The 14,721-nt window shown below is 58.8% G+C and carries 14 protein-coding genes; 2 read left to right on the top strand and 12 right to left on the bottom strand.

The features are described 5' to 3' along the window. Nucleotides 1-90: 90 nt before the first annotated feature. The 3 genes from QFX16_RS05650 to QFX16_RS05640 form a co-directional block, all read right to left on the bottom strand. Nucleotides 91-1,197 carry an NADH:flavin oxidoreductase/NADH oxidase gene (locus QFX16_RS05650; protein ID WP_283183151.1) on the bottom strand — a complete coding sequence of 369 codons (1,107 nt, stop codon included), beginning with the start codon at nucleotides 1,195-1,197 and terminating at the stop codon, nucleotides 91-93. Nucleotides 1,198-1,396: 199 nt separating this feature from the next. Further along, on the bottom strand, nucleotides 1,397-3,106 hold the full coding sequence (recJ, locus tag QFX16_RS05645; RefSeq protein WP_283183150.1) for a single-stranded-DNA-specific exonuclease RecJ: 1,710 nt from the start codon (nucleotides 3,104-3,106) through the stop codon (nucleotides 1,397-1,399). A 66-nt stretch (nucleotides 3,107-3,172) separates the two neighbouring features. After that, entirely contained in the window at nucleotides 3,173-3,715 is a 543-nt protein-coding gene (locus QFX16_RS05640; protein ID WP_007897614.1) for a YaeQ family protein, read from the bottom strand. Between the two features lie 147 nt (nucleotides 3,716-3,862). Between QFX16_RS05640 and QFX16_RS05635 the strand changes: the two genes are divergently transcribed. After that, nucleotides 3,863-5,062: a CaiB/BaiF CoA transferase family protein gene (locus QFX16_RS05635; RefSeq protein WP_283183149.1), complete on the top strand. Its 1,200-nt coding sequence runs from the start codon at nucleotides 3,863-3,865 to the stop codon at nucleotides 5,060-5,062. Beyond that, a complete protein-coding gene (locus QFX16_RS05630) occupies nucleotides 4,989-5,984 on the top strand; it encodes a TIGR02285 family protein (protein WP_283183148.1) in 996 nt (331 codons plus the stop codon). Before QFX16_RS05635 ends, QFX16_RS05630 begins: the two co-directional genes overlap by 74 nt. Before the next feature lie 170 nt (nucleotides 5,985-6,154). Here QFX16_RS05630 and QFX16_RS05625 read toward each other — a convergent pair whose 3' ends face one another. From QFX16_RS05625 to rimM, 9 genes are all read right to left on the bottom strand, one after another. Then, on the bottom strand, nucleotides 6,155-6,442 hold the full coding sequence (locus QFX16_RS05625; protein WP_283183147.1) for a DUF3509 domain-containing protein: 288 nt from the start codon (nucleotides 6,440-6,442) through the stop codon (nucleotides 6,155-6,157). Nucleotides 6,443-6,604: 162 nt separating this feature from the next. Then, complete coding sequence (locus QFX16_RS05620) at nucleotides 6,605-7,963, bottom strand: transporter substrate-binding domain-containing protein (RefSeq protein ID WP_283183146.1); 1,359 nt, start codon at nucleotides 7,961-7,963, stop codon at nucleotides 6,605-6,607. Between the two features lie 121 nt (nucleotides 7,964-8,084). Continuing rightward, a complete protein-coding gene (gene thrC / locus QFX16_RS05615; RefSeq protein ID WP_129441497.1) occupies nucleotides 8,085-9,494 on the bottom strand; it encodes a threonine synthase in 1,410 nt (469 codons plus the stop codon). Between the two features lie 66 nt (nucleotides 9,495-9,560). Beyond that, complete coding sequence (locus QFX16_RS05610; RefSeq protein WP_283183145.1) at nucleotides 9,561-10,865, bottom strand: homoserine dehydrogenase; 1,305 nt, start codon at nucleotides 10,863-10,865, stop codon at nucleotides 9,561-9,563. A gap of 134 nt (nucleotides 10,866-10,999) precedes the next feature. Beyond that, nucleotides 11,000-11,731, bottom strand: a complete 732-nt coding sequence (gene dsbC / locus QFX16_RS05605; RefSeq protein ID WP_283183144.1) for a bifunctional protein-disulfide isomerase/oxidoreductase DsbC — start codon at nucleotides 11,729-11,731, stop codon at nucleotides 11,000-11,002. Between the two features lie 302 nt (nucleotides 11,732-12,033). Then, a complete protein-coding gene (gene xerD, locus QFX16_RS05600; RefSeq protein WP_283183143.1) occupies nucleotides 12,034-12,930 on the bottom strand; it encodes a site-specific tyrosine recombinase XerD in 897 nt (298 codons plus the stop codon). 99 nt (nucleotides 12,931-13,029) lie between these two features. Continuing rightward, nucleotides 13,030-13,380, bottom strand: coding sequence for a 50S ribosomal protein L19 (gene rplS / locus QFX16_RS05595; RefSeq protein ID WP_003175895.1), 351 nt, complete (start codon nucleotides 13,378-13,380; stop codon nucleotides 13,030-13,032). Between the two features lie 45 nt (nucleotides 13,381-13,425). After that, on the bottom strand, nucleotides 13,426-14,199 hold the full coding sequence (trmD, locus tag QFX16_RS05590; RefSeq protein WP_154503229.1) for a tRNA (guanosine(37)-N1)-methyltransferase TrmD: 774 nt from the start codon (nucleotides 14,197-14,199) through the stop codon (nucleotides 13,426-13,428). Beyond that, nucleotides 14,181-14,717 carry a ribosome maturation factor RimM gene (gene rimM / locus QFX16_RS05585; protein ID WP_046053340.1) on the bottom strand — a complete coding sequence of 179 codons (537 nt, stop codon included), beginning with the start codon at nucleotides 14,715-14,717 and terminating at the stop codon, nucleotides 14,181-14,183. Before rimM ends, trmD begins: the two co-directional genes overlap by 19 nt. Nucleotides 14,718-14,721: the final 4 nt, after the last annotated feature.

Below are 14,721 nucleotides of genomic sequence, written 5' to 3'. Positions count from 1 at the left end.
ATGACGCCAGGCCAGACAATAAAAATCCCGGCCTAGAAACGCAAAAGCCCCGGTCAACTCGATCGGGGCTTTTTGGTTTTACAGCATCACTCAGTCGCGCAAATCCGACTCGTGAATCGGCTGTTCACGATGGGTGGCCCGCTGATACTGCGCCGGCCAGATGGCCTTGCGTCCACCCAGGTCATCATCGGCATGCAGCGGCCAGTACGGATCACGCAACAGCTCACGGGCAAGGAAGATGATGTCCGCCTGGCAGGTGCGCAGAATGTGCTCGGCCTGCGCCGGCTCGGTAATCATTCCTACCGTGCCGGTGGCAATACCTGACTCTTTGCGCACTCGTTCGGCGAAGCGGGTCTGATAACCGGGACCTGTAGGAATTTCGGCGTTGGCCGCAGTACCGCCCGACGAGACGTCAATCAGGTCTACGCCCAACGCTTGGAGGCGTCGCGCCAGCTCCACGGTTTCATCCGGGTTCCAGCCGTCTTCCACCCAATCGGTGGCCGAGACCCGCACGAACAGCGGTAGCTCTTCAGGCCACACCGCACGCACCGCTTCGGTGACTTGCAGCACCAGCCGGATGCGATTCTCGAATGAACCACCATATTGATCGCGCCGCTGATTGCTCAGGGGCGAAAGAAACTGATGCAACAGGTAGCCGTGAGCGGCGTGTATTTCCACCACTTTGAAACCGGCGGTCAGTGCTCGCTGGGCTGAAGCGACAAAGGCCTGAATGACCTCAGCGATCTCACCATCATCGAGCTGCTTGGGGTGGGTGTGCTGCGGGTCGAAAGCAATCGGCGAAGGGCCCACCGGAACCCAGCCACCGTCTTCGGGTTTGACGCTGCCATGTTTACCGATCCACGGCCGATGGGTGCTGGCCTTACGCCCGGCGTGAGCCAACTGAATGCCGGCCACAGCGCCTTGTGCCGCAATGAAGCGAGTGATGCGTTGCAACGGTTCGATCTGTTCATCGTTCCACAGGCCGAGGTCCTCGGCGGTGATGCGTCCGTCGGCGGTCACCGCCGTGGCTTCGGTAAATACCAGGCCGGCCCCGCCGACAGCGCGGCTGCCAAGGTGGACCAGGTGCCAATCATTGGCCAGTCCATCAATGCTGGAGTACTGGCACATCGGCGATACCGCAATGCGGTTGAGCAGGGTCAATTGGCGAAGGGTATAGGGTTCAAGCAGCAGACTCATGGGGCACCTCTCGAATCAGTGGGCAGGCTCCAGGGTTCTGTTTGAAAAGTCGACGAGTGACAGGAAAAAGGTGCAGCACCCGCCCCCGCGGGCAAAAAATTCGACAAGACGTCACAAGGATAATCAAGCAGTGCTTAGAGACTAGTCGACATCGGGGGATGAGGGAGGGTTCAGATGGATTGGGTGCCAGAAGATCGCTTCAACGCGGTTCGATATGGGCAATCATCAACTGCACCGTCTCGTTGCCACGGAACTCGTTGAGGTCGAGTTTGTAGGCCAATTCCACCCACTTGATGGTCGGATTCGGCCAGATGTCGCGGTCGATTCCGAAGGCAATGCCATCCAGCTTTACCGAGCCGCATTCGCTTTTCAGCACCACTTTGAGGTGCCGCTCGCCGACCACCCGCTGCTCGACCAACTGGAACACGCCGTGGAACAGCGGTTCCGGGAAGTGCTGCCCCCAAGGTCCGGCATGACGCAGGGCGCGGGCCAGTTCAAGGTGAAATTCCTCGACCGCCAGTGTGCCGTCCGACAGCAATCGCCCGGTCAGGTCTTCTTCGCGTAATTGCCTGCGCACTTCCGCGTCAAAGGCTTCGGCGAACAACGGAAAGTTCGCTTCCGGCAGCGTCAGTCCGGCCGCCATCGCATGGCCGCCGTATTTGCTGATCAGGTTCGGATGCTGCGCCGCCACCACGCTCAACGCGTCGCGAATATGAAACCCCTGAACCGAACGCCCCGAGCCCTTGAGCAAGCCATCGCCGGCATCGGCAAAGGCAATGGTCGGACGGAAATAGCGTTCTTTCATACGCGATGCGAGGATTCCGATGACACCTTGGTGCCACTCGGGATCGAACAGGCACAGACCGAACGGCATCGACTCGACCGGCAAATCCTTCAGTTGAGCCAGCGCTTCACGCTGCATGCCCTGCTCAATGGATTTACGGTCCTGGTTCATGCCGTCGAGTTGAGCGGCCATTTCACGCGCCAGACCGGCGTCTTCGGTGAGCAGGCATTCGATGCCCAGGCTCATGTCATCCAGACGCCCCGCCGCGTTCAGACGCGGGCCAACAATGAAACCCAGGTCGGTAGAGGTGATGCGTGTGTGGTCACGCTTGGCGACTTCGAGGATCGCCTTGATCCCCGGCCGCGCGCGCCCGGCGCGAATCCGCTCCAGGCCTTGGTGCACCAGAATCCGGTTGTTGGCATCCAGCGGTACCACGTCGGCGACGCTGCCCAGCGCCACCAAGTCCAGCAACTCGCCGATGTTCGGCTGCGGCTTGCTCTCGTACCAGCCGAGGCTGCGCAAACGCGCACGCAGGGCCATCAGCACATAGAAAATCACCCCCACGCCGGCCAGCGCCTTGCTCGGAAACTCGCAACCTGGCTGGTTGGGATTGACGATGGCATCGGCCAACGGCAACTCGTCACCGGGCAAGTGGTGATCGGTGACCAGCACCTGGAGCCCGGCCTTTTTCGCCGCCGCCACGCCTTCAACGCTGGAGATACCGTTGTCCACAGTGATCAGCAACTGTGGTGTACGGGTCAGCGCCACTTCAACGATTTCCGGCGTCAGGCCGTAGCCGTACTCGAATCGGTTCGGCACCAAATAGTCGACGTGCGCCGCGCCCAGCAAGCGCAAGCCCAGCATGCCCACGGTACTGGCCGTCGCGCCATCGGCGTCGAAGTCACCGACGATCAGAATCCGCTGACACTGCTCGAGCGCCGTCACCAGCAAATCCACCGCTGCATCGATGCCTTTGAGTTGCTGGAATGGAATCAACCGCGCCAGGCTCTTGTCCAGTTCAGCCTCGGACAGCACGCCCCGCGCCGCGTAAAGACGGGTCAGCAGCGGCGGCAGATCACCGAGGAATGGCAGGGTGTCGGGCAACAGGCGAGGTTCGATGCGCATGGGGTGACAGGTGCTTCTCTTGGATACGTAGGACAAAACCGGATAAAGCGGACCAGCAGCGAGTAATCAGCCGCGTTCGCCGCTCAGCCACTGCAACTGGACTTCATGCTGACCACGGTCGTCGGTGACGAAAATCGTCCCTTCGCTGATCATCACGTCCCACTTGATAACCCGCGGCATGTCCTTGGCCAGGGTTTCCAGCACTTCCTGCGGAACAGCAGCGATGTGCACGTTTTTCAGGTTTTTGATCGCCGGGATCACTTTGGTCTCCCAGACGCGCAGGCTGCCGTAGGCCAGCAGGCTGGTGCGTTCGGTGCGACGCGAGCACCAGGTCAGGCGATCGGCGTCTGGCTGGCCGACTTCGATCCAGTGCAGAACGCGGTCGTCCAGGCTCTTTTCCCACAGGGCTGGTTCGTCCACGTCTGACAGACCGCGACCGAACGACAACTGCTCGTTGTACCAGAAGGCGTAGGCCAGCAGCCGCACGGTCATGCGCTCTTCGGTCTCCGAAGGGTGACGGGCGATGGTCTGCTTCACGCTCTCGTACACGCTGCGGTCGAGGTCGGTAAGGTTCAGTTCAAACTTGTAGGTCGTGGACGGCTGGGCCATGAACGGGCTTCTTGATACGGGGAAAGGCGGCAAGTCTAACCGATGCGGTAGGCAATCCACGAATTGAAGGCGATCAACCTTGGTCGTCTGACGTTCGGCTATGTTAAAACCCTGTATTCGCTCAACCTTTGTCCTACAGGATCCAGCATGCCGCTCACCGGAAAACCGCTCTCAGGTCTGAAAGTCATTGAATTGGGTACGCTGATCGCCGGGCCGTTTGCCTCGCGCATTTGCGGCGAGTTCGGTGCCGAGGTGATCAAAATCGAGTCCCCCGATGGTGGCGATCCGTTGCGTAAATGGCGAAAGCTGTATGAAGGCACCTCGCTGTGGTGGTTCGTCCAGGCGCGCAACAAGAAATCCCTGACCCTGAACCTCAAACACCCCGACGGCCTGGCGATCCTGAAAAAACTGCTCAGCGAAGCGGACATTCTGATCGAGAATTTTCGCCCGGGCGTGTTGGAAAAACTCGGCCTGGGCTGGGACGTCTTGCACGCTTTGAACCCGAAACTGGTGATGGTGCGTCTCTCGGGTTTCGGTCAGACCGGGCCGATGAAGGATCAGCCAGGCTTTGGCGCCGTCGGTGAATCCATGGGTGGCCTGCGCTACATCACCGGCTTCGAAGACCGACCACCGGTGCGCACCGGAATTTCCATCGGCGATTCCATCGCCGCACTCTGGGGTGTGATCGGCGCATTGATGGCGTTGCGTCATCGCGAGGTCAACGGTGGCCTCGGCCAAGTGGTGGATGTGGCGCTGTATGAAGCGATCTTCGCCATGATGGAAAGCATGGTCCCGGAGTTCGACGTGTTCGGTTTCATCCGCGAACGCACTGGCAACATCATGCCGGGCATCACGCCCTCCTCGATCCACACCAGTGCCGACGGCAAACATGTGCAGATCGGCGCCAATGGCGATGCGATCTTCAAACGTTTCATGCTGATCATTGGTCGCGAGGACCTGGCCAATGACCCTGCGTTGGCGAGCAACGACGGACGCGATAGCCGTCGCGACGAGATTTATGGGGTGATTGATCGCTGGGTTAACTCGCTGCCGCTGGACACTATCATCGAGCAGTTGAATCAGGCCGATGTACCGGCCAGCCGGATCTTCAGTGCTGAAGACATGTTCAGTGATCCGCAGTACCTGGCCAGGGAAATGTTCCTGAAGGCCAAGTTGCCGGACGGTAAAGATTTCAAGATGCCGGGAATCGTGCCGAAACTCTCTGAGACACCCGGTACTTCGGAATGGGTCGGGCCGCAGTTGGGCGAACACAATGCGCAGGTACTCAACGATCTTGGTTACGACAAGGAACAGATCGCAAAACTGCGTGAAGACGGGGCCATCTAAGCTGAGGCGCCTGCTTGCGCGGCCCATCAACCACTGCCTGACGCGCGGCGGACGAGCATTGTGCGCGTACGCGTTTTTCCTGTTGCTCGCCGGCCAGGCTCAGCCAACGTTGGCGCAACCGAGGGAAACCCTGGTCTGGCTGTTGCGCGATCTTCCACCGCTGATGATTTTCGAAGGATCGAAAAAGGGCCAGGGCGTCATCGATAAACTGTTACCGCTGCTGATCGCCCGCATGCCGCAATATGAACACTCCCTGATGCGAGTCAATCGCGCTCGTGGCTTGCAAATGCTCCACGAGCCATCCCTCACGTGCGATGCAGCGCTGAACTGGAGCAAGGAGCGCGATGGCTGGATCGCATTTTCCATTCCGGTGTTTCGGGCCATGAGTAACGGCCTTGCAGTGCGACGCGTTGATCGGGAGATGTTGACGCCCTTTATCAAGGACGGCGAAGTGGACCTGGCGGCTCTGCTGGCCAGTGGCCGCGAGACACTGGGCATTATTGCCGAGCGCAACTACGGCGAATATCTCGACGCGCTGCTCAAACAAGCGCCAGCCAACTCACTGACCCTCCACTACGGCAACGACGCTTTGGGCAGCCTGTTGCAAATGCAACGCTTGGGGCGCTTGCGGATGCTGTTGGGGTACCGCTCGGAAATCCGCTACCAGGCCCAGCAGCAAGGGATCGCGGAAGATGAATTGCAGTTCTACCCGATTCGCGGCACGGGCAAATACCTGTCCGGTTACATTGGCTGTACTGACACTCCCCAGGGCCGGCAGGCGATCATCGAGATCAACCAACTGCTGCGCACCCTGCCCCACGATCACTTAAGCGAGGCATACGCCGCCTGGCTGGACCCCGAGAGTCGCAGCGACTACCTGGAAGCCAGCCGGGCATTTTTCTTACAGCAGGCCGAGCAATGACAAATCGCAGGCAAAAAGAAACCCCGAGAAGTGGGGAGACGACTCGGGGTTAAACGTGGCCTATATAAAGGCCAGTGGCAGCAAGCTACAAGCACCGGAGCACAATGCTTGATCCTGCTGTTACATGGTCTGACTGACCTAAGCGCAGGAAGGTTCCCACAAAAAACAATTCAATTTCGGTTGGCCAGGATCTTGTCCTGAGCAGCATTACGCAACGCCGCGATGACGCAGGGCTCCAGCCTGCCTTCGGCGATCAGCACGTCGCGATGCAAACCGTCGACGACATCCGTCAGCAGACGTTTGCTGGTCAACTGGTCCTGATTGAACGCCCGCTCGACCACGATCGCGCCGGTCGCATTTTTCAGTGTCACCAGGCATTCGCCATGGGTCCCCGACGGGGTCAACGTTACCTGATACGGGCTCAGAGCTTCACCGAGCAATAGACTGATACTTTCCATCTCGATCACCACTCAATAGTCCGAAAACAAAGTGCCTGGGGCGTGCCTACAGTAAATGACCACTGGCTCGAGAAGAAAGTTCTGGATACCGACTGCTGGTGAAACTGCGCCGCGGGTCAATAGAGCATGCACGGCCAAGATGACAGAGAAAAAACAGCCGCGTCACGCCTGCTTCTTACGCTTGCCAATATCGGTCCAGCCTCCCAGCAGGCCCCGCAATTGTCCGTCGGCACTGTAAAAAGGCACCGTCCACTGATAGACATGCCTGACGCCGTTGTTGAACATCAATTGACGCTCACTGAAGCGGGTCTTGCGCGTTCCGAGCTGGGCCATGAACTCTGCATGCAGCAGTTCGGCAGTCTCTTTGGGCAAGACGTCCAGTTCAATCAGCTGTCGCCCCTGAACCTGGTCGAAACGGGTCGACAAGCCCTCCTCATAACTTTTGTTGCACATGATCAAACGGCCTTCCAGATCACGAACAAACATCGGATCGGGCATGGCGTCCATCAACGCATGCTGGAAGGCGAGCTGATCACTCAGACTTTTCTCGGCATCCATGCGTTGCTGGATCAATACCGTGAGCCGTCGGTTCCAGAGCAGGGACAACAGGCCGAACAGACTGACGATAAACATTCCCCAGCAGCCCCACTCGGCGAGTCGGTGCCAGGCGCCAGGCACCTTAATGGGGGCAATCCCATTGAGCCATTTCAGGCGAATGGCGCGCAATTCAGCAGGATCAAGCGCTTCAAGCGCCTTGTTGAGGATGCTCGACAGCTGAGGCTGACCTTTGCGTACGGCCAGGTGGTCCGCCTCCCATTTGCCCTCGACCGTATACCCGACCTTGAGCTGCCCGGACGGATAGAGTTGTGCTCCGGTTTCGTTTTCGATGGTGGCATAGGCCTCACCGCTCTCGACCAGCGCCCGGGCCTCCGCATAGGTTTTAACCGAGCGCAGGTCGATGTCCGGATAGTCGCGGCGAATCGTGGCCTCCAGCGCATGCCGGGTCGGCAACACCAGAACCTGTCCCGACAGCTGCTCCAGGGATTGCACCTCTGGCGCCCCGGCCCGCCCGACGAACACCCAGCCAGCGCCACCGAACGCATGACTGAAATCCAGAAACGTCTTGCGTTCGTCATTCATCGCCAGCGTCGTGCTCATGTCCGCTGCGCCACTTTCCAGTCGCCCGAGCAACTGATCGGTGGAAAACGATTCCTCGTGAACAAACTGCAATCCCGTCATCGCACTGATGCGGTTGAGCAGATCATTGTTCAAACCGCTCCATTGACCGTGCTCATCCTTGAACAGGTACAGCGGATATTGCACCGATGCGACGATGACTTTTGAATGCTCGGCAATCCATTTCGACTCCTGAGCATCCAGCTCGATCATTAGGCCAGCAACCGATCCTTTGGAATCGGTCGCCGCCAATTGCGACGCGCTCCCCCATTGAGCAAAACCCAGGGTGCCGACTAAAAAAAACATCCAGCATGCAGCTGGTTTTAACCCTTTGAAAAACAGCATTGCCACTTCCTTCGTGATCAACTCGCCCGTCCTTCATGGGGCGAAAACCCAACAAGTGTGACATGCAGAAATGAGAAAGCCCGTCAGGAGACGGGCTTCAAAATGTGACAGTTTTAATTGGTTACAGAGGCTTGCCGCGGTTGCCATGCTGACTGACAAAGGCCTGCACGGCTTTCAGGTCATTTGGCAGCACGGTGCAGCGCTCATCTCGCTCAAACAAATCAGAAAGATGTGCAGGTAGTTCGAGTGCTTTTCCTACGCCTGCTTTTTCCACTGCGTCCGGAAATTTGACCGGATGCGCCGTACCGAGGATCACCATCGGGATATCCAGGCTGCGACGGCACTCGCGCGCCGCCTTCACGCCGATGGCGGTGTGCGGATCCAGCAGTTCGCCGGTTTGCTCAAAAACTTCGGCAATGGTTTCGCAGGTTTGAGCGTCATCCACGGCCAGCGAATCGAACAGCTTGCGGGCTTCGGTCCAGCGTTCCTGTTCGACGCTGAAACCACCACCTTGTTTGAAGGTGTCCATCAGCCCGGCGATCGCTGCGCCGTTGCGACCGTGCAGGTCGAACAGCAGGCGTTCGAAGTTCGACGACACCATGATGTCCATCGACGGCGACAGCGTGGCGTGCAGCGTGTCCTTGACGTACTGATTGCCGCTCATGAAGCGGTGCAGGATGTCGTTGCGGTTGGTGGCGACGATCAACTGGTTGATCGGCAGGCCCATGTTGCGCGCCAGGTAACCGGCGAAAATGTCGCCAAAGTTGCCGGTCGGCACCGAGAACGATACCGAACGTGCCGGGCCGCCCAACTGCAGGGCTGCATGGAAGTAGTAAACGATCTGGGCCATGATTCGCGCCCAGTTGATCGAGTTCACGGCCACCAGACGCGTGCCTTTGAGGAAGCTCTGGTCGGCGAAGCTGGCCTTGACCATTTCCTGGCAGTCATCGAAGTTGCCTTCGATGGCGATGTTATGGATGTTCTCGCCGAAGATGGTGGTCATCTGGCGACGCTGCACTTCGGACACACGGTTGTGCGGGTGCAGGATGAAGATGTCGACGTTTTCGCAGTGCTTGCAGCCTTCGATGGCGGCCGAACCGGTGTCGCCGGAGGTGGCGCCGACAATCACTACGCGCTCACCGCGTTTTTCCAGCACGTAGTCGAGCAGACGACCCAGCAGCTGCAAGGCAAAGTCTTTGAATGCGAGGGTCGGGCCGTGGAACAGCTCCAGCACCCATTCGTTGCCGTTTAGCTGACGCAATGGCGCTACGGCGTTGTGGGAAAACACGCCATACGTTTCTTCAAGAATCTTCTTGAAGTCGGCATCGGGGATGCTGCCGGTCACGAACGGGCGCATCACCCGGAAGGCCAACTCGTGATACGGCAGGCCGGCCCAGGAAGCGATTTCTTCCTGGGTGAAACGTGGCAGGTTTTCCGGGACGTACAGACCACCGTCCGTGGCCAGACCGGCCAGCAGGACGTCTTCGAAATTCAGGGCCGGTGCCTGGCCGCGGGTACTGATATAACGCATAACTGGCTCCAATAGACAGTGTTCGCAAACCCGGGCTCGCAGGCGAGCCCGGTGAACGATAACGGCTTAGTTCAGGTGCTCGACGCGGATCCGTACGACCGGACCGACTACGCCCGCCAAGGCTTCCAGGGCGGTGATCGCGTCGTTCATGTGCTGTTCCAGCACGCGGTGAGTCAGCAGGATCATCGGCACCAGGCCGTCGTGTTCTTCGACTTCCTTCTGCATGATCGATTCGATGTTGATGCCGCGCTCCGACAGGATGCTCGCCACCTGCGCCAACACGCCCGGATGATCCTTGGCCTGGATGCGCAGGTAATAGGAGCTTTCGCAGGCCTCGATCGGCAGGATCGGGTGGGCCGACAGCGAATCCGGCTGAAAGGCCAGGTGCGGTACGCGGTTTTCCGGGTCGGAGGTCATGGCGCGAACCACGTCCACCAGGTCGGCGATCACCGACGAAGCGGTCGGCTCCATGCCAGCGCCAGCGCCGTAGAACAGGGTCGAACCGGCGGCATCACCGTTGACCATCACCGCGTTCATCACGCCATTGACGTTGGCGATCAGGCGGTCGGCCGGGATCAGCGTCGGGTGCACGCGCAGTTCGATGCCGGCCGCGGTGCTGCGCGCCACGCCCAGGTGCTTGATGCGATAGCCCAGCGCTTCGGCGTAGTTCACGTCAGCGGTGGTCAGCTTGGTGATGCCTTCGGTGTAGGCCTTGTCGAACTGCAGCGGAATACCGAACGCGATGGACGCCAGGATCGTCAGCTTGTGGGCCGCGTCGATGCCTTCAACGTCGAAGGTCGGATCGGCCTCGGCATAACCCAGGGCTTGCGCCTCGGCGAGTACGTCTTCGAAAGTCCGGCCCTTCTCACGCATTTCGGTGAGGATGAAGTTACCGGTGCCGTTGATGATTCCGGCGACCCAGTTGATGCGGTTGGCCGACAGACCTTCACGGATCGCCTTGATCACCGGAATGCCACCGGCCACGGCGGCTTCGAACGCCACAATCACGCCCTTCTCCCGGGCCTTGGCGAAAATTTCATTACCGTGAACGGCGATCAACGCCTTGTTCGCGGTCACAACATGTTTTCCGTTCTCGATCGCTTTGAGTACCAGCTCGCGGGCAACGGTGTAGCCGCCCACCAGCTCTATGACGATGTCGATCTCAGGGTTCGTGGCCACTTCGAAGACATCGTTGGTAATCGCAATACCGGTCGTCTGGAACTGAGGCTTTGGCGTGCGCATGGCAATTTGTGCCACTTCGATTCCACGCCCGGCACGACGAGCAATTTCCTCGGCGTTACGCTGAAGTACGTTGAAGGTGCCGCCACCGACGGTCCCTAACCCACAGATGCCTACTTTGACCGGTTTCACTGTGAACTCCCCATAAAACGGCCGACTCAAGGCCGGCCGTGAAAACAACCGCATACTCGCGGTTCTCTATTAATGGCTCGGCGAACGCTGCCGCCGAACCATGATCGTCAATGGCTGACCGTGACGATGCGAATTTATTTCGCGTCCAGCGCCAGTTTGGCGACTTGTGGCGCAGGCTGGTAGCCCGGAATGACCTGGCCGTCGGCCAAAACGATGGCCGGTGTACCGTTCACGCCGATCGACTGACCGAGGGCGAACTGCTTGGAAACCGGGTTATCGCACTTGGCGGCCTTGATTTCCTTGCCGTCGACCATCTTGTCCATGGCGGCTTTCTTGTCTTTCGAGCACCAGACCGCTTGCAGCTGCTCATCACCCGGTGAGCCCAGGCCCTGACGCGGGAACGCGACGTAACGCACTTCGATGCCGCGCTTGTTCAGCTCAGGCACTTCAGCGTGCAGCTTGTGGCAGTACGGGCAGGTGGTATCGGTAAACACAGTGATGTGCGATTTGGTTTCGCCGATCGCCGGGTAGACCACGGTTTCCGCGACTGGAATTGCGTTGACCAGTTTGGACACGCCCAGGCGTTCGGTCTTTTCGGTCAGGTTGACCGGTTTGCCGTCCTTGAGCTGGAACATGTAGCCCTGAACGACGTACTGGCCATCGGCGCTGGCGTAGAGCACGCGGCTGCCCTTGAGTTTGACTTCGTACAGACCTGGCAGCGGGCTGGCGGTGATGGTTTCTACCGGCACCTCGAGCTGGAGGTTTTCCAGGCTTTTACGAATGGCTTTGTCGGCCGCGTCATCGGCGACGGCAAAGGTGCTGACCAACGCAATAGCTGCGGCGGCGAAAATCTGGGTCAGACGCATGAGAACTCCTGAAGGCGGACAAATGGGACGATCAGAACGCCCGTGCCGAAACACCGGGTCATAAACGCCCATCGTGCAAACCGGCAAAGCCTACCACATAAGGCCCGCGTGGCCGAATGCGGGTGACAAGACACCTAACTCCCGGTGTACGACGCTTTATGTAGCAGCTGGCGAAGCCTGCGTCCGGCTGCGTAGCAGTCGTAAACCCTGAATCGTCGGTTTAACTGAAGTACCGCAGTGTCTGATTCACGACTGCTGCGCAGCCGGGCGCAGGCTTCGCCAGCTGCTACAAAGCCCTGCGCTTATCCGCGCGGGTGATGTTTGGCATGCAAGTCCTGCAAGCGGGCGCGGGCGACGTGGGTGTAGATCTGCGTGGTCGACAGATCGCTGTGGCCGAGCAGCATTTGCACCACCCGCAAGTCCGCACCATGGTTGAGCAGGTGCGTGGCGAAGGCATGGCGCAAGGTGTGCGGCGACAGCGATTTGCCGATCCCGGCAACCTTGGCCTGGTGCTTGATGCGATGCCAGAAGGTCTGCCGAGTCATCTGCTCGCCGCGCTGGCTGGGGAACATGACATCGCTGGGACGCCCGCCGAGCAGCTCCTGGCGGCCATCGCGCATGTAACGCTCGACCCAGACAATCGCCTCCTCGCCCATCGGCACCAGCCGCTCCTTGCTGCCCTTGCCCATCACTCGCAACACGCCTTGGCGCAGATTGACCTGCTCCAGTGTCAGGCTGATCAACTCAGTCACACGCAAGCCGCAGGCATAAAGCACTTCGAGCATGGCGCGGTCGCGCTGGCCGATGGCTTCGCTCAGGTCTGGTGCTTTTAGCAGTGCTTCCACGTCGGCTTCCGACAACGATTTAGGCAATGGCCTACCGAGTTGAGGCATATCGACGCGTAACGTTGGATCGACCGCGATCAACTTTTCACGCAGCAAATAGCGATAGAAGCCACGCACGCCGGAGAGAAATCGCGCCGTCGAGCGGGGTTTGTAGTTTTGCTCCAGACGCCAGGCCAAGTGATCGAGGATCAATTCGCGGCCGGCATTGACCAACTCCAACCCTTTTTCCTGCAGCCAGCCGTGGAACAGGGCCAGGTCGCTGCGATAGGCATCGCGGGTGTTATCGGAAAGACCTTTCTCCAGCCACAGAGCGTCGAGGAATTGGTCTATCAGTGGATGATCGATGGCGGGCATAAAGGCTCAGGCAAGACGGGCAATACGGCCAAGGAAGATAAATCGCGGGCAACAAAAAAGCAGCCCGTAGGCTGCTTTTTTCTGCATCGGAAGCTGGACTTAAGCCAGTTTTTCCTTGATGCGAGCTGCTTTACCGGACAGGTCACGCAGGTAGTACAGCTTGGCTTTACGTACGTCACCGCGACGTTTAACGGCCATGCTGTCGATTTGCGGGCTGTAGGTCTGGAAAGTACGCTCTACGCCAACACCGTTGGAGATTTTACGAACGGTGAAAGCACTGTTTACGCCGCGGTTACGCTTGGCGATAACAACACCTTCGAACGCTTGCAGACGCGAACGGTCGCCTTCCTTCACTTTCACCTGAACGACAATAGTGTCGCCCGGGGCAAAGGTAGGGATCTCTTTGGTCATCTGCTCTGCTTCGAGTGCAAGGATGATTTTGTTAGTCATGCTGTGCTCCTAAGGTAAATCGTCGGATCTACCATCGATACGTTGTTAACTATCGTCCCGCTCGCGGATGTATTCCTCGAGCAGCTTCTTCTCTTCTCCAGAAAGCGAGCGGCTTTCCAGAAGATCGGCGCGTCGTTCAAAGGTCCTACCAAGGGACTGCTGTAAACGCCAACGCCGGATATGCGCGTGATTGCCACTTAGCAACACGTCGGGAACACGCTGATCCGCATACACCTCCGGTCGGGTGTAGTGCGGGCAATCCAGCAAACCATCCGTAAAGGAATCTTCCTCGGCGGAGTCCGCATGCCCTAAAGCTCCAGGCAGCAGTCGTGTAACCGCATCGATCAGGACCATCGCCGGCAGCTCGCCGCCAGACAGTACATAGTCGCCAATCGACCACTCTTCATCGACATGAGCCTCTATAAAACGCTCGTCAATGCCTTCATAGCGGCCGGCAATCAGGATCAATGCATCCAGATTCGCCAACTCGCGTACCGCCGACTGAGTCAGTTGACGGCCTTGGGGGGACAGGTAAATTACCTTCGCCGCCTCCCCGGCTGCTGCCTTGGCCTGAACCAACGCATCTTCCAGGGGCTTGATCTTCATCACCATGCCCGGGCCACCGCCAAATGGGCGATCGTCCACAGTGTGATGTCGATCCGTCGTGTAGTCTCGCGGATTCCAACAGGTGAGCTGCAAGAGCCCCTGTTTCACCGCACGACTGGTGATGCCGTACTCGCTGATGGCGGAGAACATCTCGGGAAACAAACTGATCACTTCTACGCGCAAGTTAGCCACGCTTAGAAGTCCGCATCCCATTCCACCTTCATCTCGCCTGCGGCAAGGTCGACGGCCAACACGCATTGCTCCGTATAGGGCAACAGGCGTTCGCGATCATCCAGGCTGCCAGCGCAAGGCTTGACCACCATTACATCATTGGCGCCGGTTTCCAGAAGATGATCGATTTTCCCGAGCAATTGCCCGAGTTGATCAATGACCTTCAGACCTTCCAGCTGGTACCAGTAGTACTCGCCGTCGGTCAATTCAGGGAACAGGTTGCGCGGCACGCAGATCTCATAACCGGCCAGAAGACGCGCTTCTTCACGATCATCAAGACCCTTGAGCTTTGCGACCAGGAACTTGTCGCTCCCACGTCCGCTGACCAGCTCGACCTGTTTCACATTACCTTCGCGCTTGAGCGTCCAGGTTTTGTACTGCAACAGGTTTTCAGTCGGATCAGTAAAGGAATACACCTTCACTTCGCCGCGAACGCCATGAACCGAATAAATTTTGCCGATAACGATCAAATCATCAGCAACAGCTGGCGTCGCGTTCATATTG

The sequence above is a fragment of the Pseudomonas svalbardensis genome, from assembly GCF_030053115.1.
Lineage (GTDB): Bacteria > Pseudomonadota > Gammaproteobacteria > Pseudomonadales > Pseudomonadaceae > Aquipseudomonas > Aquipseudomonas svalbardensis.
Note: the sequence above shows the minus strand (reverse complement) of the source record. Positions and strands in the feature narration are given on the sequence as shown.

What these genes read in the sequence shown, in the direction of transcription:
- QFX16_RS05650 (WP_283183151.1), bottom strand. Translation starts at nt 1,197, where the DNA reads ATGAGTCTGCTGCTTGAACCCTATACCCTTCGCCAATTGACCCTGCTC.
- recJ (WP_283183150.1), bottom strand. Translation starts at nt 3,106, where the DNA reads ATGCGCATCGAACCTCGCCTGTTGCCCGACACCCTGCCATTCCTCGGT.
- QFX16_RS05640 (WP_007897614.1), bottom strand. Translation starts at nt 3,715, where the DNA reads ATGGCCCAGCCGTCCACGACCTACAAGTTTGAACTGAACCTTACCGAC.
- QFX16_RS05635 (WP_283183149.1), top strand. Translation starts at nt 3,863, where the DNA reads ATGCCGCTCACCGGAAAACCGCTCTCAGGTCTGAAAGTCATTGAATTG.
- QFX16_RS05630 (WP_283183148.1), top strand. Translation starts at nt 4,989, where the DNA reads ATGCGCAGGTACTCAACGATCTTGGTTACGACAAGGAACAGATCGCAA.
- QFX16_RS05625 (WP_283183147.1), bottom strand. Translation starts at nt 6,442, where the DNA reads ATGGAAAGTATCAGTCTATTGCTCGGTGAAGCTCTGAGCCCGTATCAG.
- QFX16_RS05620 (WP_283183146.1), bottom strand. Translation starts at nt 7,963, where the DNA reads ATGCTGTTTTTCAAAGGGTTAAAACCAGCTGCATGCTGGATGTTTTTT.
- thrC (WP_129441497.1), bottom strand. Translation starts at nt 9,494, where the DNA reads ATGCGTTATATCAGTACCCGCGGCCAGGCACCGGCCCTGAATTTCGAA.
- dsbC (WP_283183144.1), bottom strand. Translation starts at nt 11,731, where the DNA reads ATGCGTCTGACCCAGATTTTCGCCGCCGCAGCTATTGCGTTGGTCAGC.
- xerD (WP_283183143.1), bottom strand. Translation starts at nt 12,930, where the DNA reads ATGCCCGCCATCGATCATCCACTGATAGACCAATTCCTCGACGCTCTG.
- rplS (WP_003175895.1), bottom strand. Translation starts at nt 13,380, where the DNA reads ATGACTAACAAAATCATCCTTGCACTCGAAGCAGAGCAGATGACCAAA.
- trmD (WP_154503229.1), bottom strand. Translation starts at nt 14,199, where the DNA reads ATGGGATGCGGACTTCTAAGCGTGGCTAACTTGCGCGTAGAAGTGATC.
- rimM (WP_046053340.1), bottom strand. Translation starts at nt 14,717, where the DNA reads ATGAACGCGACGCCAGCTGTTGCTGATGATTTGATCGTTATCGGCAAA.